Source organism: Rhodoferax sp. (assembly GCF_018780565.1).
Taxonomy (GTDB): Bacteria; Pseudomonadota; Gammaproteobacteria; order Burkholderiales; family Burkholderiaceae_C; genus Rhodoferax.
Window position 1 is genome coordinate 679359 of record NZ_JADMJN010000002.1, and the last position, 20939, is coordinate 700297.

Annotated in this window: 19 protein-coding genes; 11 read left to right on the forward strand and 8 right to left on the reverse strand. The window is 61.9% G+C overall.

Annotation, left to right across the window (positions count from 1 at the left end):
* Nucleotides 1-7: 7 nt before the first annotated feature.
* The 8 genes from IV109_RS03685 (at nt 8) to IV109_RS03720 (ending at nt 7386) form a co-directional block, all read left to right on the forward strand.
* Entirely contained in the window at nt 8-1087 is a 1080-nt protein-coding gene (locus tag IV109_RS03685; RefSeq protein WP_296692282.1) for a phosphotransferase, read from the forward strand.
* A 77-nt stretch (nt 1088-1164) separates the two neighbouring features.
* Nucleotides 1165-2493: a glycerate kinase gene (locus IV109_RS03690; RefSeq protein ID WP_296692285.1), complete on the forward strand. Its 1329-nt coding sequence runs from the start codon at nt 1165-1167 to the stop codon at nt 2491-2493.
* A 68-nt stretch (nt 2494-2561) separates the two neighbouring features.
* Nucleotides 2562-3185, forward strand: a complete 624-nt coding sequence (locus IV109_RS03695) for a Crp/Fnr family transcriptional regulator (protein ID WP_296692288.1) — start codon at nt 2562-2564, stop codon at nt 3183-3185.
* Nucleotides 3186-3211: 26 nt separating this feature from the next.
* A complete protein-coding gene (locus IV109_RS03700; RefSeq protein ID WP_296692290.1) occupies nt 3212-4264 on the forward strand; it encodes a sensor domain-containing diguanylate cyclase in 1053 nt (350 codons plus the stop codon).
* A 3-nt stretch (nt 4265-4267) separates the two neighbouring features.
* Nucleotides 4268-4576: a divalent-cation tolerance protein CutA gene (cutA, locus tag IV109_RS03705; protein ID WP_296692293.1), complete on the forward strand. Its 309-nt coding sequence runs from the start codon at nt 4268-4270 to the stop codon at nt 4574-4576.
* Nucleotides 4577-4603: 27 nt separating this feature from the next.
* Entirely contained in the window at nt 4604-5914 is a 1311-nt protein-coding gene (guaD, locus tag IV109_RS03710) for a guanine deaminase (protein ID WP_296692295.1), read from the forward strand.
* A gap of 91 nt (nt 5915-6005) precedes the next feature.
* Nucleotides 6006-6572 (forward strand): dCTP deaminase, encoded by a 567-nt coding sequence (dcd, locus tag IV109_RS03715; RefSeq protein WP_296692297.1) that lies wholly within the window; start codon nt 6006-6008, stop codon nt 6570-6572.
* A 19-nt stretch (nt 6573-6591) separates the two neighbouring features.
* Complete coding sequence (locus IV109_RS03720) at nt 6592-7386, forward strand: enoyl-CoA hydratase/isomerase family protein (protein ID WP_296692299.1); 795 nt, start codon at nt 6592-6594, stop codon at nt 7384-7386.
* A 24-nt stretch (nt 7387-7410) separates the two neighbouring features.
* Here the strand turns inward: IV109_RS03720 and IV109_RS03725 are convergent, their stop codons facing one another.
* Nucleotides 7411-8337, reverse strand: coding sequence for a delta(1)-pyrroline-2-carboxylate reductase family protein (locus tag IV109_RS03725; protein ID WP_296692518.1), 927 nt, complete (start codon nt 8335-8337; stop codon nt 7411-7413).
* Nucleotides 8338-8415: 78 nt separating this feature from the next.
* Between IV109_RS03725 and IV109_RS03730 the strand changes: the two genes are divergently transcribed.
* Both IV109_RS03730 and IV109_RS03735 read left to right on the forward strand, forming a co-directional pair.
* Nucleotides 8416-9291 carry a neutral zinc metallopeptidase gene (locus IV109_RS03730; protein WP_296692302.1) on the forward strand — a complete coding sequence of 292 codons (876 nt, stop codon included), beginning with the start codon at nt 8416-8418 and terminating at the stop codon, nt 9289-9291.
* A 130-nt stretch (nt 9292-9421) separates the two neighbouring features.
* Nucleotides 9422-10906 carry a DEAD/DEAH box helicase gene (locus tag IV109_RS03735; RefSeq protein WP_296692520.1) on the forward strand — a complete coding sequence of 495 codons (1485 nt, stop codon included), beginning with the start codon at nt 9422-9424 and terminating at the stop codon, nt 10904-10906.
* Nucleotides 10907-10966: 60 nt separating this feature from the next.
* Here the strand turns inward: IV109_RS03735 and IV109_RS03740 are convergent, their stop codons facing one another.
* Nucleotides 10967-11821: a symmetrical bis(5'-nucleosyl)-tetraphosphatase gene (locus IV109_RS03740; protein ID WP_296692306.1), complete on the reverse strand. Its 855-nt coding sequence runs from the start codon at nt 11819-11821 to the stop codon at nt 10967-10969.
* A gap of 24 nt (nt 11822-11845) precedes the next feature.
* On the opposite strand from IV109_RS03740, the gene IV109_RS03745 reads away from it, so the two are divergent.
* A complete protein-coding gene (locus IV109_RS03745) occupies nt 11846-13150 on the forward strand; it encodes a hemolysin family protein (RefSeq protein ID WP_296692309.1) in 1305 nt (434 codons plus the stop codon).
* A 1-nt stretch (nt 13151) separates the two neighbouring features.
* Here the strand turns inward: IV109_RS03745 and IV109_RS03750 are convergent, their stop codons facing one another.
* The 6 genes from IV109_RS03750 to IV109_RS03775 form a co-directional block, all read right to left on the reverse strand.
* Nucleotides 13152-14756: a diguanylate cyclase gene (locus IV109_RS03750; protein WP_296692312.1), complete on the reverse strand. Its 1605-nt coding sequence runs from the start codon at nt 14754-14756 to the stop codon at nt 13152-13154.
* Between the two features lie 48 nt (nt 14757-14804).
* Nucleotides 14805-15575, reverse strand: coding sequence for a YdcF family protein (locus IV109_RS03755; protein WP_296692315.1), 771 nt, complete (start codon nt 15573-15575; stop codon nt 14805-14807).
* A gap of 106 nt (nt 15576-15681) precedes the next feature.
* On the reverse strand, nt 15682-15963 hold the full coding sequence (locus tag IV109_RS03760; protein WP_296692317.1) for a hypothetical protein: 282 nt from the start codon (nt 15961-15963) through the stop codon (nt 15682-15684).
* An 87-nt stretch (nt 15964-16050) separates the two neighbouring features.
* Nucleotides 16051-17052 (reverse strand): tripartite tricarboxylate transporter substrate binding protein, encoded by a 1002-nt coding sequence (locus IV109_RS03765; RefSeq protein WP_296692322.1) that lies wholly within the window; start codon nt 17050-17052, stop codon nt 16051-16053.
* Nucleotides 17049-18686 carry an indolepyruvate oxidoreductase subunit beta family protein gene (locus IV109_RS03770; RefSeq protein ID WP_296692325.1) on the reverse strand — a complete coding sequence of 546 codons (1638 nt, stop codon included), beginning with the start codon at nt 18684-18686 and terminating at the stop codon, nt 17049-17051. Before IV109_RS03770 ends, IV109_RS03765 begins: the two co-directional genes overlap by 4 nt.
* Before the next feature lie 12 nt (nt 18687-18698).
* Nucleotides 18699-20852, reverse strand: coding sequence for an indolepyruvate ferredoxin oxidoreductase subunit alpha (locus IV109_RS03775; protein WP_296692328.1), 2154 nt, complete (start codon nt 20850-20852; stop codon nt 18699-18701).
* Nucleotides 20853-20939 lie beyond the last annotated feature (87 nt).

Consider the following 20939-nt stretch of genomic DNA (forward strand, 5'->3'; position numbering starts at 1 on the left):
CCACCCGATGACCGACTCTTCCGAGCGCCTCACGGGCACGCAGGCGCTTGCAGCGCAACATGCATTCGACCTGACCCGCCTTGACCAGTTCATGCAAGCGCATGTGCAGGGCTATGGGGGTGAATTGCAGCTGGAGCGCTTCAAGGGGGGGCAGTCCAACCCCACCTTCAAGCTGAGCGCTGGCGGGAAAAACTATGTGCTGCGGCGCAAGCCGTCCGGCGTGCTGCTGCCGTCGGCCCATGCCGTGGACCGCGAGTTTCGCGTCATGCAGGCACTGGCGGGTACCGATGTGCCGGTGCCCCGGGTGTATGCCTTGTGCGGGGACCCTGAGGTCATCGGCACGGCCTTCTACATCATGGAGTGCGTGGAGGGGCGGATCCTGTGGGACCCTAGCCTGCCGGGCATGACACCTGTGCAGCGAGCCGCGCATTTTGATGAGCTCAACCGCGTTATGGCCGCGCTGCACCGCGTTGATCCGCAGGCGGTGGGCTTGGGTGACTATGGCAAACCCGGCAACTACATCGAACGCCAGGTGGGACGCTGGAGCAAGCAGTACCGCGCAGCGGAAACCGAAACAGTGGACGCAGCCAACCAGTTGATGGCATGGTTGCCCCAGCACATTCCGGCCGGGGAGCAGGTGGCCATTGTGCATGGCGACTACCGTCTGGACAACGTGATATTTCATCCCACCGAGCCGCGGATTCTGGCGGTGCTGGACTGGGAACTTTCCACGCTGGGCCATCCGCTGGTGGATTTTGCCTACCACTGCATGACCTGGCACATCAACAGCGCTGGCTCCCGGGGTCTGGCCGATCTTGACCTGCCCGCTTTGGGCATTCCTACCGAGCAGCAGTACCTGCAGACCTACCTGAAGCGGATTGGCCGCGCCGATGTGCAAGCCGTCAGCGATGCAGACTGGACCTACTACATGGTGTTCAACCTGTTTCGCGCCGCCAGCATTTCGCAAGGCATTATGGCGCGCGCCTTGCAGGGCAATGCTTCCAACGCCGCTGCACTCGAAGCCGGCAAGTCGGCTCGCCCCCTGGCCGAGCAGGCATGGGCACTGGCCCGGCGCATGGGGGCCTAGAAGGCGAGACGGCGGGAAGGATGGGGGTGGACGGTCGGCACAGAATAGCCGTCACAATTCGGGGTGGAGATCCATTCATGAGCACAATCACCCCCGTCCCTGTTCCCGCCACCCAGCCGCGCGAGTTTCTGGAATACCTCTACCGTACAGCGGTGCAACGCGCGCTGCCGCTGCACAATACCGCAGCCTGTCTGCCCATGCCACCCCGGGGTCGAACCCTGGTGCTGGGCGCTGGCAAGGCGGGTGGCGCCATGGCGCAGGCGGTCGAAGCCCTTTGGCCGCAGGATGCCCCGCTGGAGGGACTTGTGGTCACGCGTTATCGCCATATACCGCCACGTCCGCCCGGGCTTTTACAACGCATTGAAGTGGTCGAGGCGGCCCATCCGGTGCCTGATGCCGCCGGCATGGCGGCCGCCCAGCGCATGCTCACCTTGACACAGGGATTGACGCGGGACGATCTGGTGCTTTGTCTCATATCGGGCGGCGGTTCGGCTCTGCTTACCTTGCCGTGCGAAGGCCTGACACTGACCGACAAGCAGGCGATCAACAAGGCACTGCTGAACAGTGGCGCCAATATTTCCGAGATGAACTGCGTGCGCAAGCACCTCTCGCGTATCAAGGGTGGGCGTCTGGCCCAGGCCTGTGCGCCGGCACGGGTGGTGACACTGGCCATCAGCGATGTGCCTGGCGACGACCCCGCCGTCATCGCCAGCGGGCCGACGGTGGCTGATACGACAAGCTGTGCTGATGCGCTATCAATTTTGAAGCGCTACAACATTGATTTGCCGGAGGGGGTGACTGATTTGCTTGTCAATGGCGATCTGGAGACACCCAAGCCCGGGGATGGCGCCCTGGCGGATGCGCAGGTCCACCTGATCGCCACGCCTCAGCAGTCGCTGGAGGCCGCAGCGCAGGCGGCGCGTGCGGCAGGTCTGGCTGCCTACATCCTGAGCGACGAGATGGAAGGTGAGTCACGCGAGGTAGGCAAAGTGCACGCGGCGCTGGCGCGTGCAGTGGCCCACAAGGGGCAGCCGTTTCAACGCCCCTGCGTGATCCTGAGTGGCGGGGAAACCACCGTGACCGTGCGTCCCCAGACAGCGGGAGCACCCCGTGGCAGGGGCGGACGAGCCGGGGAATTTTGTCTGGGGCTGGCGCAGGCCTTGCAAGGTCAGCCGGATGTTTACGCGCTGGCTGCCGATACCGACGGAATTGACGGCGTCGAGGACAATGCGGGCGCTTGGGTCGAGCCCAGCACCCTGGCCCGGGCACTGGCGGCCGGAATGAAAATCGACGCCTACCTGGACCGCAATGATGCCTACAGCTATTTTGAGCGTCTGGGCGATCTGGTCATCACCGGCCCCACGTTCACCAATGTCAATGATTTTCGGGCTGTGCTGGTGTTGTAAGGCCTTTCCTCACTTTTGTTTGATTTCGCTCAAGGTCAGGGTGCGCCGGGCGCGGCACAGTCGGGCCTATGTTGTCCGCCCAAACCCTTGATCCCTCGGCTGAACGGCACGTTGTTGCCCGGGGAGTGCCCTTGCTCCAACGCGCTGTAGCTTCGCCCTGGGTCAGTTACATCGAGTCGGGGCGTGTTGCCCTGGGTGTGCTGGACGGCGGCGCCATGGAGCATCAACTCGGCGTGGTGGAAGGTCCCTGCTGGCTGGAGGCTACCTCGGCGGTTCTCAACCTGCCCCATGTGGTGGATGCGATCGCCGAGACCGAAGTCTGCGTGCGGCAAGTGCCCGTGGCCGAGTTTCGCCGTTCGCTGTCCGAGATGCCTGCTTCTGCCCAACTTGTTTTGCATGATGTGGCCATGGCGCATCGCCAGCAAACCGAGTTGACCGTCAGCCGGCTCGCCAAGGATGCCGAGGCCCGTTGTGCCGAGTGGTTGCTCAGGCATGCCCAAACCGGGGACAAAGGAGTGATGGCGGTCTTGTTGCAACAGCGCAAGCGAACCATTGCCGCACAGTTGGGCATTGCGCCGGAGACGCTGTCCCGCGTGCTGCGCCATTTGCGCGAGCGCAGCCTGATCAGTGGTACCGGTCGCATGTTGAACCTGATTGATCCCGGAGGTCTTCGCTCGCTGGCAGGTGTTTAAGGAGGACACTGCTAGACTCGTCCGTCATGGATTCCCGCATCATCAGCCTGTTGCAAGGACGGGTTAAAGAGCAATTGCAGGGCGGCACGCCTGCAGCGCAGGGCTGGCCCGACGCACAGGGTGAACTTGGCGAACTGGTCACCCTGCTTCGGGATGTGGCTTTGCTGCATGAAAAGCAGACGCGGTCCCAGCTGGCCATGGTGGACCAGCTGCGAGCGATTCTGGACCACGCCTCCGTAGGCATCGCCATCACCCGCAACGGGCATCTGGAGTTGCTGGGGCAGCACCTCTGTCGTACCCTGGGGTATGCCGAAGGTGAGCTTCTGGGCTGCTCGACCCGCCTGATCCAGGTGTCGGACCAGGCTTACGAAGAGTTTGGCACCAGGGTGTCCCTTGCTTTCAGGACGCAGGGCTATTTTGATGGTGAGCAGTTGTTGCAGCGAAAGGATGGCAGTTTTTTCTGGGCCCATATGCTGGCACGCGGCGTGGTTGCCGGTGACGCGGGAGGAGGAACCATCTGGATCGTTGAAGATATATCGGGTGCCAAGGCCGATCGTGACCGACTGTCCTGGACGGCCACACATGACAGCCTGACCCAGTTGGCCAACCGGCGCGAGTTTGAGTCGCGTCTGTCCCAGGCCATGAGCCAGTTCAATGGCCGCAGCCTCAGTGTTTTGTATGTGGATCTGGACCGTTTCAAGGCCATCAACGACACCGCAGGTCATGCCGTGGGAGATGAAGTGCTGCGGCAGATTTCACGCCTGATGGAATCCCAGGTGCGGGAAAGCGATACTGTGGCCCGCCTGGGTGGTGACGAGTTTGCGGTGTTGCTGCCGGGTTGTTCGCAGGAACGGGCACAGCAGCTTGCAGAGCACATGCGGGCCGCCGTGGAAGCCTGGCGCCTGGTGCATGAGGACATGGCCTTCAATGTCGGCGCAAGCATCGGCATTGCTGCGGTGACCCCGGACCTTCCCGATATGGCGGCCGTGATGCATGCGGCGGACAGCGCGTGTTACGAGGCCAAGCGCAGTGGTCGCAACTGCGTCGTGACGTACGCTGCGCCCAAGCCGGCGTCCTGACCCATGGCCTATATCGCCGTCGTCACCACGGTTGGCACGCATGCCCAAGCGCAAGCCATGGCGCGAACCCTGGTTGAGCGCAAGCTGGCCGCGTGCGCACAGCTGACCGACATCGAAAGCTTTTATGTGTGGGATGGTGCTCTCCAGAACGAGCGAGAGTGCCGCATTTTGCTAAAGACAAGGGCTGAGTGCTACCCGGCGATTGAGGCCGCCATTCGCGAGTTGCACACCTATGAATTGCCTGCCATTCTTGCCCTGCCCATTGAACATATCTACCCACCCTATGCCCAGTGGATCGATGACAACACCTGATTCCTGGCAGATTGGGCAAAGGGCAGGATGAGAGCCTACCGTGCTGCCGTGCTTCGTTTTGCCGACAATCGGGAGCCACATGATTCGGCAATCCTGGAGCGTGATGGACTGCTGGTGGTCGGGCCAAACGCCGCGGGCGTGCAGGTCGTCCAAGCCGTGGGCCCCTACCGGGATCTCAAGGATGCGTTCCCGCATCTGGTTCCGGAGCACCTGCCCGGTCGCATCATTGCGCCGGGCTTCGTGGACCTGCATGTGCACTATCCCCAGACCGATGTGATGGGGTCGCCAGCCGAGGGCTTGCTGCCATGGCTGGAAAACTACACTTTTCCAGAAGAAAAACGCTTCTCTGCCCCCGAATACTGCGCGCAGGCAGCTACGTTTTTCATAGCTGAACTGCTGCGCAATGGCGTGACCACGGCACTGACCTTTGCGACCTCACATCCCGAATCGGTCAACGCCTTGTTTGGCCAGGCCCAGGCGGCCAGCATGCGCCTGATCACCGGCAAGTGTCTGCAGGATCGCCACTCGCCCGACGGCGTGCGCGATGCCACCGAGCAAAGCCTGATGGACACCGAGGCGCTGATTCAAAAGTGGCATGGCAGGGGCCGGCTGGGTTACGCGATCACGCCGAGGTTTGCACCGAGCTGCAGTCCTGCACAGTTGCGCGGCGCCGGCGAACTGGCCGCCAGATACCCTGATGTGTGGATTCAATCGCATGTGGCCGAGAACAAGGACGAGGTCCGGTGGGCCCGCGAGCTGTTTCCCCAGTCACGCAGCTACCTGGCCACCTACGCAGACTTTGGGCTGATGCGCGAACGCGCCATCTACGCCCACTGCATCCATTTGGACGACGCTGACCGGGCCCTGATGCGCGACACGGGTGCCGCAGCGGCGGTGTGTCCCGGCAGCAACCTGTTTCTGGGTAGCGGCTTTTTTGACTATGTGGCGGCTGATCGCGCGGGTTTCAAATACGGTCTGGGCAGCGACGTGGGGGCGGGTACGAGTTTCAGCCCGTTTCACACCATGCGGGCAGCGTACTGCGTGGGGCGGGAGGGGCAAACCAAAGCTGGTGTCTCGCTGTCGCCGCAGCAACTTTGGTGGCAGCATACGGCGGGTGCGGCGCGCTCACTTGGCCTGGATGGAGCGCTGGGCCGACCGGCCGTGGGCAATCTTCAGCCGGGTTGCGAGGCCGATTTTGTTGTGCTCAATCCGCAGGCCACGCCCTTGCTCGCGCGGCGCACCGCACGTGCAGCCAGCCTTGACGAACTGCTGTTTGCGATGATTGTGCTGGGCGATGACCGGCTGGTTGAAAAAACTGTGATTTCTCAAGCCTTTTAAGGCTCTGGCCCTTGTCGATATTACCTCATAAGCTACTAAATAGATAGCGCTTTCAAGTTTACAATCGGCCCAACTCAGGAGCCACCTTCCCATGACTATCAAAAGTGACAAATGGATTCGCCGCATGGCCGAGTCCACCGGCATGATCGAGCCCTTCGAGCCCGGCCAGATTCGCGAGCGCGATGGCAACAAGATCATCAGCTACGGCACCAGCAGTTACGGCTACGACATCCGCTGTGCGCCCGAGTTCAAGGTGTTCACCAACATCCACAGCACGGTGGTGGACCCGAAGAACTTTGACGAGAAAAGCTTTGTGGATTTTCATGGCGACAGTTGCATCATCCCGCCCAACAGCTTTGCTCTGGCCCGCACCATGGAGTACTTCCGCATTCCGCGCAATGTGCTGACCATCTGTCTGGGCAAGAGTACTTATGCGCGCTGCGGCATCATCGTCAATGTCACCCCGTTCGAGCCCGAGTGGGAGGGCTATGTGACCCTGGAGTTCAGCAACACCACCCCGCTGCCGGCCAAGATTTATGCGGGCGAGGGCTGTGCGCAAGTGCTGTTCTTCGAAAGCGACGAGGTGTGTGAAACCTCCTACAAGGACCGGGGCGGCAAGTACCAGGGCCAGCGTGGGGTGACCCTGCCCAAGGCCTGATTCTTGTTTATGGCTTGATATGACGATGCCCGCTGACTTTGCGCCAAGTTGCCTGAAGGTGCAGATACAAGGTGCTCTGGGCAGGCTCACCCTGTCCCGCCCTCAGCGTTTGAACGCGTTGTCGCCGCAGACCCTGTCCGAGTTGATCGCAGCGGCGCACTGGTTCGATGCGCAGCCTGAGGTGAAAGTGGTGCTGCTGCAGGGCGAGGGCCGGGCATTTTGCGCCGGCTTTGATCTGACAGCGTTTGGCAGCGCCGCCAGTGATGCCTCACCGCATGCGCAGGCCGATCAGGGTCGCCAGGTGCTGGAGGCGATTGAAGGCATGCGGGCTGTCACCGTGTGTGCGTTGCAAGGTCACGTGGTTGGGGGCGGGCTGTTGCTGGCGCTTGCCTGTGACCTGCGCTACGCCGCCATGGACGCCGTGTTTTCCATTCCCGAAGTTGATCTGGGTATTCCGTTGGCCTGGGGTGGTATCCCGCGTCTGGTGCGTGAACTCGGCCCGGCGTTGACGCGTGAACTGGTGCTGACCTGCCGGCCCTTTGGCGCGGCAGAAGCGTTGGCGTGGCGTTTCGTCAACCGTGTAGTGGCTGCAGATGGGCTGGCGGGAGAAGCGCTCGCTGTTGCCCAGCAGCTTGCCGCGCGTCCTGCCTTGCTGCTGCAGATGACCAAGACCCGTGTGGCACGCGCCAGCGAGAGTTTGACGAGTACGACTGACGCCGAAGGCGATGCTGCCATGTTGCTGCAGGCCCTGACAGATGCCGAGTGCCGCGACAGCGCGCAAAGCTATCTGCAGAGTCGTCGCAAGCCTGGGTAGAACTGGCTCGCCGGGTCGGCGATGTCACGCCCGTGAGGGTTTTGCGATCCGCAGGGCCGTTCGCGCCGCCGCCAGATCCCACCCCGCCCAGCCGCAACTTTTGAAAAGAACAGGTCCCTTGCTCGGGACTGGCGCAGAGCGCAGCACCGCACGCAGCGTGTCGAAATCGCTCACCGGAAGGCCCGCCTGCAGCAGGTCACCGGCTTCATGGCACGCGTCGGCTGTGTCCACGATCACAGTGCCATGGGCGGCAAAGTGCTGGCAGAACGAGGGACTGAGCTCCACCATGCTCGGGGTGAACGCGCCCACAGCGGCCAGGAAAGTGTCTGCCCTGGGCAGCTTGCGCAGCACCACCGCCTGGGCTGGTGTGCAGGTGACGACCAGCGGACAGTAGGCGAGTGCGTCGTCCGGGTCGGACACAAGAGTCGCCTTCACACCCAGGCTCTTGGCATGTTCCATCAGCAGGCGCGCACTGGCCTCGCTACGCGAGGCAATCATCACCTCCTTCAGTCCCAGGCCCTGCGCAAACGCGTCCAGATGGGCTTTGCCCTGCGCGCCGGCGCCCACAATCAGAAGCGGACCCTCGCGGTTGGGTGCCAGCCGCTGGGCGGCCAGCAGCGACACGGCAGCGGTACGCCGTGCAGTCACGGTGGGGCCATCCAGTATCAGATGACGCTGCCCGGTGGCAATGTCAAACACCACCACGTCGCCCTGAATGGTGGCGCGGCCGCTGCCGGCGTTCGCTGGGGTGAAGGTGATCAGCTTGGTGATGGCAATCCGGCGGTCCAGCGCCGGCATGACAAACAGACTGCCACCCCCGGGCAGTGCCTGCACCAGCCGGGGCGGTACCTGCACCGCATCGTCTTGCAGCACACTGGCAATTTCTTCGGCCAAAGCCGGGTAGGGCAATAGCGCGGCGGTGGCATCAGGATCGAGCAATGGGTTCATCATCGGGTGTGCGGGCTGTAACATCAGCCCAATTTACCGCACATTCAGTTGGCGGCAGAACGGCTCACCAGGAGTAGCGCCATGAAATGGGAAGGCAATCGCGAGTCGGACAATGTGGAAGACCGTCGGGATGACGGCGGTCCATCGGGTGGTGGGGGCTTTGGCGGGCGAGGCATTGGGATCGGGTCGATCGTCATTGCGCTGGTGGCATCCTACTTTCTGGGTGTCAACCCGATGACGGTGCTCAGCCTGCTCAGTGGCGGCAGCCCGGCGCCGCAAACCCAGCAGGTGACGGCGCACAAACCTCCGGCGGATGATCGCATGGCCAAGTTTGTGTCTACCGTGCTGGCAGACACGGAGGATGTCTGGACAGACGTCTTCAGCAAGGCCGGCGCCACCTACAAAGAGCCCAAGCTGGTCCTGTTCAGGGGTTCAACGCCCACGTCTTGTGGACAAGGCCAGGCGGCGATGGGTCCGTTTTATTGCCCCGGTGATCAAAAGGTTTACATCGACCTGGGTTTTTACGAAACGCTGAAGAACCGGCTCGGGGCACCGGGCGACTTTGCCCAGGCCTATGTGATTGCCCACGAGGTGGGTCACCATGTACAAAACCTGCTGGGTATCAGCGCCAAGATGGAGCAGATGCGGGGGCGCGTCAGCTCGTCTGAGTACAACGCCCTGAGTGTGCGACTTGAGTTGCAGGCCGACTGCTTTGCCGGTGTGTGGGCTCATCATGCGCAAGCAGCGCGGCAATTGCTGGAGCAGGGCGATGTGGAGGAGGCCATGAACGCGGCAGCCAGGATTGGCGACGATGCGTTGCAGAAGTCCGCTGGAGGGTCCGTGGTGCCCGAAAGCTTCACCCATGGCACCAGCGCGCAACGTCAGCGTTGGTTCGATGCCGGGCTAAAAAATGGCAAGGTCAAGGGCTGCGACACGTTTTCTGCCCGCCAATTGTGATATATGAGGGATAATAGGGGTTTGCCCCAGTCCTTGGGGCGCAATCAGCTATCGAATGGATAGCATTTGACCGTGGGCTTGAATGACCGATTTGAATTCTGATCAGAGCACTGATCTGACCCCTGAGACCTTGCCAATGGCCTTTGCCCAGTTGCAACTGGCCGCACCCTTGGCCCGTGCCGTGGCCGACATGGGCTACGAGTCCATGACGCCCATCCAGGCGCAGGCGATTCCGGTCGTGTTGCAGGGCCGCGATGTCATGGGCGCCGCCCAGACCGGCACCGGCAAGACGGCGGCTTTCTCGCTGCCCTTGCTGCAACGCATGCTCAAGCACGAGAACAGTTCTACTTCTCCCGCACGCCATCCGGTGCGGGCGTTGGTACTGTTGCCCACCCGGGAACTGGCTGACCAGGTGGCGCAGGCCATCAAGTCCTATGCCAAGCACACGCAGTTGCGCAGCACGGTGGTGTTTGGCGGCATGGACATGAAGCCCCAGACCATCGAGCTGAAAAAAGGCGTTGAAATTCTGGTGGCTACACCCGGACGTCTGCTGGACCATATCGAAGCCAAGAATGCGGTACTCAATCAGGTGGAGTATGTGGTGCTGGACGAAGCCGACCGCATGCTGGACATCGGTTTCCTGCCCGATTTGCAGCGCATCCTGAGCTACCTGCCCAAGCAGCGCACTACGCTGTTGTTCTCGGCCACGTTCTCGCCCGAGATCAAGCGTCTGGCCAGCAGCTACCTGCAAGACCCGGTGACGATTGAGGTGGCGCGCTCCAATGCCACGGCCTCTACTGTGGAGCAGCACTTCTACAGTGTGGGCGACGACGACAAGCGTCATGCACTGCACCAGATTCTGAAACAGCGCGGCATGAAGCAGGCTTTTGTGTTTGTGAACAGCAAGTTGGGCTGTGCCCGCTTGGCTCGTTCGCTGGAGCGTGAAGGCCTCAAAACCACGGCCCTGCATGGCGACAAGAGCCAGGACGAGCGCCTCAAGGCGCTCGACGCGTTCAAAAAAGGCGAGGTGGATTTGCTGGTGTGTACCGACGTGGCCGCGCGCGGCCTGGACATCAAGGATGTGCCGGCGGTGTTCAACTTTGACGTGCCCTTCAATGCCGAAGACTACGTGCACCGCATTGGCCGCACCGGTCGCGCGGGTGCCGCAGGTCTGGCGGTCACGTTTGTGTCCAAGAGCGACGCGCGGCTGGTGGGCGACATTGAAAAGCTCATCAAGACCAAGATCGAGCTGGAAGCGGTGGAGTTTGAAGAAGACCAGCCAGACATCCGCAAGCAGGGTCGCATCAACGACGGCCGTCGCATGTACGCTGAAGGCGCGCAGGACGATTCCCGCCAGGGGCGTCACCGCACGGGACCCATGCATGACGTAGCCCATGAAGGGCAGTTTGCCCGGCAAGACCGTCCGCCACGCCGTGATTTTTCACGTCCGGCGCCAGCACCACGTGACCCGTTTTTTGACAAGCCTTACGAGGCGGCACCTGTGGCTGAAACAGCGCCATCCTGGGAAGCCACGGCCACCAAGCACGGTGCGCGCAGCATTTCCGCCAACATCAAGCCCAAGCGCCGCGTGGCGGCTTTGTTTAAATCCGAGTGACCGCACTGGCCCGGTGAGATCGACTCGGCGTTTTGCCGGGACCTGCCGGATCGAGTCTTTTCATCCAGGTTTTTGGGCCTGCTCGCACTCCACCTGAATCAGCTCCTGCGCGGGCGTCTTCCCTCCCCCTTGTCCCTGCAGGCGCACCGCGCTGAGGCAGCCCCCCCAGACGCAGCCGGTGTCCAGCGACAGCACGTCGCTGCGGTCAAGCCATCCCAAGGTTGACCAATGCCCAAACGCCACGGTGACACTGGCGGTTTGACGCCCCGGTACTTCAAACCAGGGCATGTAGCCAGGGGGCGTGGCGCCGGCACCTTCCTTGGTGATGAACTCCATCTGTCCCTGTGCATCGCAAAACCGCAGCCGTGTGAGGGCGTTCACGATCACGCGCAACCGGGCGTTGCCGGCCAGTGCGTCGCTCCAGAAAGTCGGTTCGTCGCCATACATGTCGTGCAGGAACTCGCCCAGCGACGGACCGCGCAACACGGTTTCAACCTCGCGCGCAAGCGCTATGGTTTGAACGGCCGACCACGCAGGCAGCACGCCGGCATGGACCATCAATACTTCATGCCCGTCGATGTTTTCCAGGATCGCCATGCGCTGGTGCTTCAACCAGTCCAGCATGGACTGGCGGTCGGGTGCATCCAAAATCCCGCTCAATGTGTCTTTGCGGTGGGGCTTGCGCACCCCTGCCGCAATGGCCAGCAGGTTCAGGTCGTGGTTGCCCAGCACGCATTGCACCGACGTCCCCATCGCCATCAGACGGCGCAGCACGCCGGCAGAGTCCGGTCCGCGGTTGACCAGATCACCCAGAAAATAGAGTGTGTCGCGGCTGGCCGAAAAGGAAATTTTGTCCAGCAGACGCTGCAATGCGCTGTCGCAGCCTTGTACGTCGCCAATAAGGTAGAGTGCCATGGTGTTTATTTTCGCTTGTGATCCATGGAATTTTTGCTGATTGTCTTCCTGACCCTGCTCAATGGCGTGTTCGCCATGTCGGAACTGGCCTTGGCCGCAAGCCGTAAGGCCCGGCTCAATGCCATGGCGGAAGCGGGTGACAAGGGAGCGCAGGCGGCGCTGACGCTGCTGGGCAACCCCAATCAATTTCTCTCGACGGTGCAGGTGGGTATCACTTCCATCGGCGTGCTCAATGGCATTGTGGGCGAGGCGGCTTTCAGCGAAGGGGTGGCCGGCTGGTTGCGTGGGTTTGGCGTGGCTGATAAGGCTGCTGCCATTTCGGCCACCGCCATCGTGGTCACGCTGATCACCTTCACAACCATCATTTTTGGCGAACTGGTGCCCAAGCGCATTGGTCAGTTGTACCCCGAGTCCGTGTCCCGTTGGGTCTCGCGCCCGATGCTCTGGCTGGCCACCGCCGCCAAGCCTTTTGTGAAATTGCTGTCAGGCACGACCGCTGCGGTTCTCAGATTGCTGCGCATTGACACCACGGCGGCGCGGGCCGTCACCGAGGAAGAAATTACCGCCAGTCTGGAGGAGGGGGTCGATGCGGGCCTGATCGAGCAGCATGAACACCAGATGGTGCAGAACGTGTTTCAGCTTGATGACCGGCCGTTGACCTCGCTGATGGTGCCACGCACCGATGTGGAATGGCTCGATGCCAAAAACACCGTCGCCCAGTGTTTGATGCAGGCCGGAAGTGGCGGTGAAAAGGGCGCCCATTCCTGGTACCCGGTATGCCGTGGTTCCCTGGACGACGTGGTGGGGGTGATCAGCGTTGCCCGACTGCTGGAACTCGGCGTTGAGACGCCAGGCGCGATTGAGGCCTATGCCACGCCGGCTTCGTTCGTACCTGAAACCCTGAGCGGGATGGAGCTGCTGGAGCAATTTCGGTCCAAGGCCGGCCGCTTTGTCCTGGTGGTCGATGAATACGGTGTGGTGCAGGGCCTGCTGACGCCCCGGGACCTGCTGGAGGCCATCACTGGCGAACTGCAGCCGGGCGCACAGATCGATGCCTGGGCCACCCGGCGTGACGATGGTTCATGGCTGCTGGACGGGCTGATGCCGGTGGGTGAGCTCAAGGTCCGCCTGGACCTGGACGACTTGCCTGAGGAAGACCGGGGGCGCTACAACACGGTGGCGGGGCTGCTGATGTCGGTATCCGGTCACCTGCCGACGACCGGCGAGCGCATCGAGTGCGCTGGCTGGGTGTTTGAAGTGGTTGACCTGGATGGCAAGCGCATTGACAAGGTGCTGGCCACCGCCTCGCCGCTTCAGCCGCAGGCCTGATTCAATTGCAGGTGATCACGCAATTGCGCCCACCGTGCTTGGCGTCGTAGAGTGCTTCATCCGCGTCCTTGATCAGCATCTCCGCACTGGCGGTAGACGGGAACACCGACACACCGGCTGAAAAAGTCACGTCAAACCAGCTGTCCTTGAACGGGTACTTGATCTGACTGAAATCGCGACGAATGCGGTCCAGAATCTCAAAGGCCTGCTCAGCATCCGTATCCGGCAGGATGACCAGAAATTCCTCGCCGCCATAGCGCCCCACCAGGTCGGTCTTGCGCAGGCGTTGCTTGAGCAGCCAGGCCAGGCTTCGAATCACCTGGTCGCCCATGGGGTGGCCGTATTCATCATTGATCTTTTTGAAGTGATCGATGTCGATCATTGCCACCGCCAGCCGCCCCGCGTCGGTACCCGCCGTGCTGACCGCCGCCGCCAGCTTCTCCTTGCAGGCGCCGTGGTTGAGCAGCCCCGTGAGGCTGTCGTGCTGCATGGAGCGGCGCAGCGCCCGGTAGCGCTCGATTTTGCTTTTCACTACGGCGTTCAGGAACACCGGGTTGAACGGCTTGGTCAGGAAATGCTCACCTCCCAGGCGCAGCGCATCCACCTGCAGGGCAACATCGCCATCGCCGGACAGGTAAATGACGGGGGTGGACAGGAATTCGGCATGCTGGCGAATGACCCGCGTGGCTTCCACGCCGGTGCAGTCGGGCATGTACATGTCCATCAGGATCAGGTCCGGCTGAAAAGTACGCAGTCCGGTCAGGACCTCGTTCGGCCTGGTCACAGCAAATGACTCGATGCCATTTTTTTTCAGGGTCAGTTGAATCGACTTGCTGGCCGTGAGCGAGTCTTCGACCACCAGCACGCGATACGGCGTGTCTTCTTCCTGGCTGCATAACTCGATGATCTTGGCCAGGATGGCCGTTTGCGGCGTGGCTTCGACTAGGCAAAAGTCGCAGCCTGCTGCCAGTGCCAGCTTCAGGCTGTTGAAGTCGGCCGGCATCTGTTGCGCAATCAGCTTGCTTGCTGAAAAGCGGGAGCGCAGGGCCTGGATATGCTGGCATGCCTCGTCCATGGCCATGCCCTGCATGTCCAGCAGCAGGATGGCAGGTTCCTCGGCCTCGGCGGGGACACTTTCCCAAGGAAAAACTTCGGCCCTGATGCTGAAGTATTCAAGCTGGGTCATCAGGGTGCGCCAGTGCACGGACAACTGACCGACCAGCCAGATGGTGTGGGTCGGGGTCAGTTCTGCCGTGATGCCGGTTTCGTTGTGTGCCCGTCGATGGGCGACCGTGCGGCTGTTGTTGTCAATGAACCGGTTCACACGCCCGGACAGGCCCTCAACCTGGCTGTGCAGATCGTCCAGAACGTTCTGTGGAATCTGTTTTTTGTCGGCTTCCTCAAACAGGGAAAGCGCTTGTTGCTCCAGGCTGTGTGACAGCTGGTGCAGGCCCGACAAACCCTTGGCGTTCAGGAATTCGGAGAAGCTTGAAAGGCAGACGGCGAATTCGACGAAGGACTCGATGCCCGGGGATGCGCTGTAGCTGTTCCATTTGAGCTGAAGCTCGGCGCTCTTTTTCCTGAGCTCGGCGGGGGGGCAGGACATTTGATTTTGGTGCCAGGGATTGAGCGTGGAATTATCGCAGTACCCAGCCTATGCCCGCCCGGCAAGCCGGTAGGCCAGCAGGCCCGCCAGCTCGTGCAGAACCAGGTGCCATTTCTGCGCTCCGAGCTCGAGTGAATAGTTGTTCCAAGGTGTTTCTTTGCCGGTCCTGTAGTCAACTGGATAAGGTGTTACGTTCCATCCGGCTTTCCGAAATTGGGCCATGGCGCGTGGCATGTGAAAGGCAGAGGTCAGCAGCAACCAGCGCTGGGTCGGATCAACACCCGGCACCTTGGCACTGAGAATGGCGTTCTCGTAGGTGGTATGGGAAGCTGACTCGTACATCACCCGTTGTGGGGGGACTCCCATGCTGTCAAAGAAGAGTTTGGCGCGCTCGGCCTCCGAGAGGCCGGTTGCAAACAATTCGCCCTGGCCACCGGTGAACAACACGCGCAAGTGCGGGTACTGGCGCAGCAGCGCAATCGGCACCGTCATGCGTTCGGCGGCACTGTTCAGGGCTATCTGGCCATGCGCTTGCCATATAAGACCGGACTCCAGTGCCCCGCCCAGCAGCACTACGCCGGCATAGGGTTGCAGGTTGCCTGCTGGCCCCGGGCCCGGGTACTGGGCTTCCAGGTGGCGCATCAGCGCATCGGGCAGTGGTTGCCAGCCCTGTAACAGCAGAACACCCAGGGCCGCCCAGCACAGCCGCAGCCCCCATTTGCGCCGCCGGGGCATGCAAAGCAGCCCGAGCAGCAACAGGGCGACCACCCACGACAAGGGCTGGGTGGCAAATGAGAGGATTTTTGAGACAACAAACATGGCGGCAGACAAAACGATGGCCTCGCCAGGATGTCTTCCTGAGTGAGGCCAGTGATTGCTCGCCTGATTGCACAGGCGGGCAGAAATTACAACAGAACTGTCGGGACTATAACGCCCTGATGAAGCCGACTCTGCCGGGTTGGCGACCTTGCTCAAACGCACGGCGTTTTTTCAGCGTGTCCCGCATTTTTTCCAGCCGGAGCTTTTCAATCAGCAAATGAACAGCACGCAATTCCATGCTGCCATGTGGCTGAACATGCCGGTCTCTTTCCTGCAGTTGGACCCGTTTTTGTTCCAGGTCCAGCTTGGTGACCAGCAATTCAATATCGGACAGACCATCGCCCATGATGTTTCCTTGTCGGCAGCGTCGTACTTTGCGCGCTGTCATTTGTATCTCCTGGACGGATGTTACCAACAGATTCCTGCTTGATGCGAGAGTATTTGCGACTGAAAACGCCTGCAGTTGCAGGCTTTTTCAGTCCCCGATGATTTTCCGCTCCCTGATCAGGCTGCCAAAGCGCAGTGAGTCGCTTGTCGCCTTAGCCGCGAACTCGGCAGGGGACAAAGGCAATGCTTCGCCACCCAGTGCCGTGATCCGGTCTTTGACCGAGGCCGTGCCCAGGATGCGGTTGATCTCACGGTTCAGCCGTGTGATCACTTCGGTGGGTGTGCCCGCCGGGGCGTAGAAGCCAAACACGCTGTCGGCATCGAACCCCTTGAGCCCTGCTTCGTCCAGCGTGGGAACATCCGGAAACAGTGCCGAGCGCTTGAGGCTGCCCACGGCCAGCATCTTGAGCTTGCCAGCGCGCACATGGTTCAAACCAATGCCGGGGTCAAACATGAAGTCGATCTGCCCGCCCAGCAAGTCCTGCATGGCCGGCGCCGCGCCGCGGTAGGGAATGTGTGTGGCAAAGGTGCCGGATTGCGCCTTCATCATCTCGGCCGCCAGGTGCGGCGAGCTGCCGCTGCCCGGTGTGCCGAAGCTCAGGCGGCCGGGGTTGGCCTTGAGGTAGGCCAGAAAATCCTTCACATTGGCGGCACTGACCCTGGCAGGGTTGACCTCCAGAAACACCAGCACGCGGGCGACAGACCCAACGGGCACGATGTCCTTGGTCGCGTCAAACGGCATCTTGGTGTAGAGGTGCGGATTGATTGACACCGTGCCGCCCGAGCTCATGAGCAGTGTGTAGCCGTCAGGTGCTGACTTGGCCACGGCATCCCCTCCCACATTGCCGCCCGCACCGGCGCGGTTTTCCACGATCACTGGTTGGCCCAATGCTTCCTGCAGGGGTTGCGAGACGATGCGCGCCAATTGGTCGGCAACACCTCCCGGCGGGAAGCTCACAATCACCCGGACCGGCTTGGTGGGCCAGTGGCCAGGGCTTTGCGCCCATGTTGGATTTGCTATAAAAAAGCTAGCTAGGAAGGCATATGCAACGAAGGCTAGGTGCTTATTTTTCTCTAAAAAATGATTCATGTTGTCTCCTGATGCTTGGGGTTTGAACTGTCGGCTGAGTGGGCGCGCGGTCTGCCGGGCGGGGTTTTCACCCAGCGGATGGGCTGTGCCTTCACCGGTCGGGCGGGGGCGCCGTGTTGCACCAGTGCCCGGTCCAGCGCCTTGCCCGCTTCGTCGGACAGTGCGGCGCTGCGTGCGGCGGCAATGGCGCTGGCGCGTGCCTCGTTCGTTGTGAACGTGGCCGCCTGCGCCAGGTGGTCAATCACATGCAGCAGGTTTTCCTTGGCGCGCTCATTGGTGGCGCCATAGCCTTTGATGAGGCGACCGCAGAGGGCCATCTCGTGGCCCAACTGCCAGTTGGCCTGTGTGCCGGTGATCACGGCATCCAGCCATTTGTCGATCATGGTCTGCTCAGCTGCAAAACGGCTGCCGCGCACGCGCAGCCACTTCAGGCTGGCCAGCATGCGCAGCGAGAGCATGCCGAAGACCGCGTGCGTGCCTACCTTCAGCGGCATGGTCCAGGCAGTCTTGCCGCCGCCAACGCGGCGTTTGTCCCAGTTCAGCACCTGGTTAGCCAGACCGGGCGGAAGCAGTGCGGCCACTTCGGGCGCACCGGGTTTGAAGTGGTCGTAAACCTGCAGCAAGTCATCGGGCCTGGATTTGACTTCGTCCTGTACTCGCGCCCAGCGGCTGCGGCGGCTTTTGAGATCGGCCACGCGCACCATGTCGTCAAACGCCATCCACAGTGCCAGCCAGCGAGTCATCTCCAGGGTGGTGGCGAAGCCCTTGGCTCCTGCGGGGTCGATCTGGCGCTCGGCTGTCAACACGCGTTTGAGCCGTGCCACATAGCGTTCGGCGTAGTCCGCGCCCTGGTAATCGAGCATGCGGGCGTGCCCCAGCGCGAGCATGTCGTGCACAACCGCCGGAAAATCAGCTGTCAAATCAGCTGTCAGCCCTTGCGAAGCATCCGTAGTTTGCTCTGAATCTGATAGCAATTCCTCAATTTGCCGAATTTGCGTGCGTTGCCCGGTGACGGCCTCGAAGCCCATGGCAAAGCCGCGCAGACTGGCTGGTGCGTTGTTGCCGCCCTCTCCGATGATGGCCTCGTAGTCGCTCCGTGCAAAAGGCAGCACGCCGCTGCCGGCCATGCAGCCCAGCATGGTGGCACTCACCACGGTGCCTGCCGCGCGGGTCAGGGTTGCCATGTCCAGCACATGGTGCGCCCGGCTGTTTTCGCGGACCAGTTGCAGCAGTTCAGCTTCCTGTCTGCGGCCATCGCCCATCTCCATCTTTTCCATGGTGGTCAGGGCGCGTGCCGACGATGTGATCACCAGCGTGTGCTGGTGCGAGGCCAGGCCGTGGCCGATTTGTCGCGCGGTTTCCAGCAGCTCCGAGGACACCAGCACGTCCAGCCGTCCGGGCAACGGGTTCAGGCCGAACACCGGGCGCCTGCCCTGAAGTTCGGCCAGGGGCACCGGGAACACTTCCAGGTAATAGGTCGTGGCCCCGGTGCGCTGTGCCACACCCGGAATGGAGGTGGCTTGCGCGGCGTAGCCGGCATGGCGCGCAATGTCGATCAGCCATTCGCTGAGAACACCGCCGCCTTCACCGCCCAGGGCGCACAGCAGGAGGGAAATGGGTTGGGTATGGTTCATGATCGTCAACATTCAGGCAGGCTGCAAAGCGCGCACCAGGGCGCCGCGCACCGAGGCCAGCAGTCGTTCGTGCCAGCGCGGATTCTGGATCACCTCGGCCCGGTAGAACGAGGGGCAGAGTGTGGCCGCATGCGCGTTCGATCCGCACAGGCCGCAGCCCACACAGCCATCAATGACGGTGGCTACCGGGTCCACCTTCAGCGGGTCGGGGTTGTCCTTCAGCGTGAGGGTGGGGCAGCCCGAGAGGCGAATGCAGGCATGGTCGCCATTGCACACGTCTTCGTCCACGCCGTATTTGACGCGCACCACCCGCTCGCCTTGTCGCAGCAGGCTGGCCAGCCAGGGCTTGATGCGGCGCTGGCGCTCAAGCTGGCATTCGCCTTCGGCCACGATCACCTTGAGTCCGCTGAACGGTGTGGTGAAAGCCTCAGTCAGCGTGCTGCGCATCTGCTCCACCTGGTAGGTGTTGACCGTGCGCATCCACTTCACGCCCAGGCCGGTCAGCGTGTTCTCAATGGTCTGGTTCAGATGCGCCAGGCTTTGCTGCTTGTCGACGCTTGCCGCCTTGTCGGCTTCACCGGGTGTGGAGATGATGTCCTGCGTGCCGGTGGCTGATGTGTAGCCATTCTTGAAGATCAGCAGCACGGCATCGTCCCCATTGAACAGGGCGCTCTGCACACCCGTGAGCAGGCCGTTGTGCCAGAAGCCGCCATCGCCCATCACCGAAAGCACGCGCCGGTTCATCATGGGCGATACGCCGGCGCGGCTGGCCAGACTCATGCCATAGCCCAGAATGGAGTGCCCGAACGAAAACGGCTCGAACGTGGCCAGGGCATGGCAGCCAATGTCGCCGGAAATATGCACGTCCCCCACGTCCTGCTGCGCCAGCTTGAGCGCGGAAAACACCGGGCGCTCCGGGCAACCGATGCACATGCTCGGCGGACGGGCGGGCAGGGGGGTGGGCAATGACTTGGCCACCGCTTCACGCCGCGTCTGATTGTCTGCGAGCCATTGCAGCGTCGACTCGGGTGTGTGCTGTGGCAGATAGCGCTGCAGAAACTTGGCCAGCCCGGTTGCCATCACTTCTGCCGTGTATTCGCCTGCCTGAGGCAACAGGTCCTTGCCGTGCAGGGGCGTCTGGATATCGGCGCGGCGCAGCAGGGTTGCAAGCTCCTGCTCGATGTACTCCGGCTGGCCTTCCTCCATCATCAGCACCGCGCGTTTGCCGATGCAAAACTCGCTCAGCTGCGCGGGCACCAGCGGGTAGGTCACGTTCAGCACCAGCAGTGCAATATCGGTCTGCCCAAACGCATCGGCCAGACCAAACTGCTGCAAGGCGCGGATCAGGGTGTTGTACAGGCCACCCTGCACGACGATGCCGACATCCGCGTGCTTGCCGGGGAACAGCTCGTTGAGCGCGTTGTCCACAATGTACTGGCGCGCCGCGGGAATGCGCTCTTCACCCTTGAGCTTTTCATGGCGGAAGGTGACCGGCGGGTGGGCCAGGCGCATGTAGTCAAACCCCGCTGGCTCATCGATCAGGTGTTTGGTGGAAAACGCAGGCGTCACATTGTCTTTGCAGGCGAAGCTGCCGCGCACATGGCAGGCGCGGATGCGCAACTCCAGAATGACGGGCATGCTGGAGGCCTCCGACAGGCGAAAGCCGTGCTCCACCATATCCACCATCCGCCCCAGGTCAGGGCGTGGGTCCAGCAGGCACATGGTGGACTTGAGCGCGTAGGCGTGTGTGCGCTCCTGGATCACACTGGCGCCTTCGCCGTAATCCTCGCCCACGATGATGAGCACACCGCCTTTCACGCCGGGGCTGGACAGGTTGCTGAGCGCGTCGGCCGCTACGTTGGTGCCCACAATCGATTTCCAGGTCACGGCGCCGCGCAGCGGGTAATGGATGGAGGCACCCAGCATGGCCGCTGCAGAGGCTTCGTTGGAGCAGGCCTCGACGTGCACGCCGAGCTCGTCCATGTAGGGCTTGGCCTGCACCATCACATCCAGCAGGTGCGAGACGGGGGCTCCCTGGTAGCCGCCCACATAGGCCACGCCCGATTGCAGCAGGGCCTTGGTGATGGCCAGAATGCCTTCGCCGTGGAAAGTATGCCCCGCACCCAGGGCCAAAGACTTGATTTCCTTGGTGAATGAAACTTCCACGCGTTGCCTCTGTAATTTGAATATCCCGGCAGTGTCGCGGCGAATCGTTCATCAATCAATAAAATATAAAAACTATTAAATATTAGA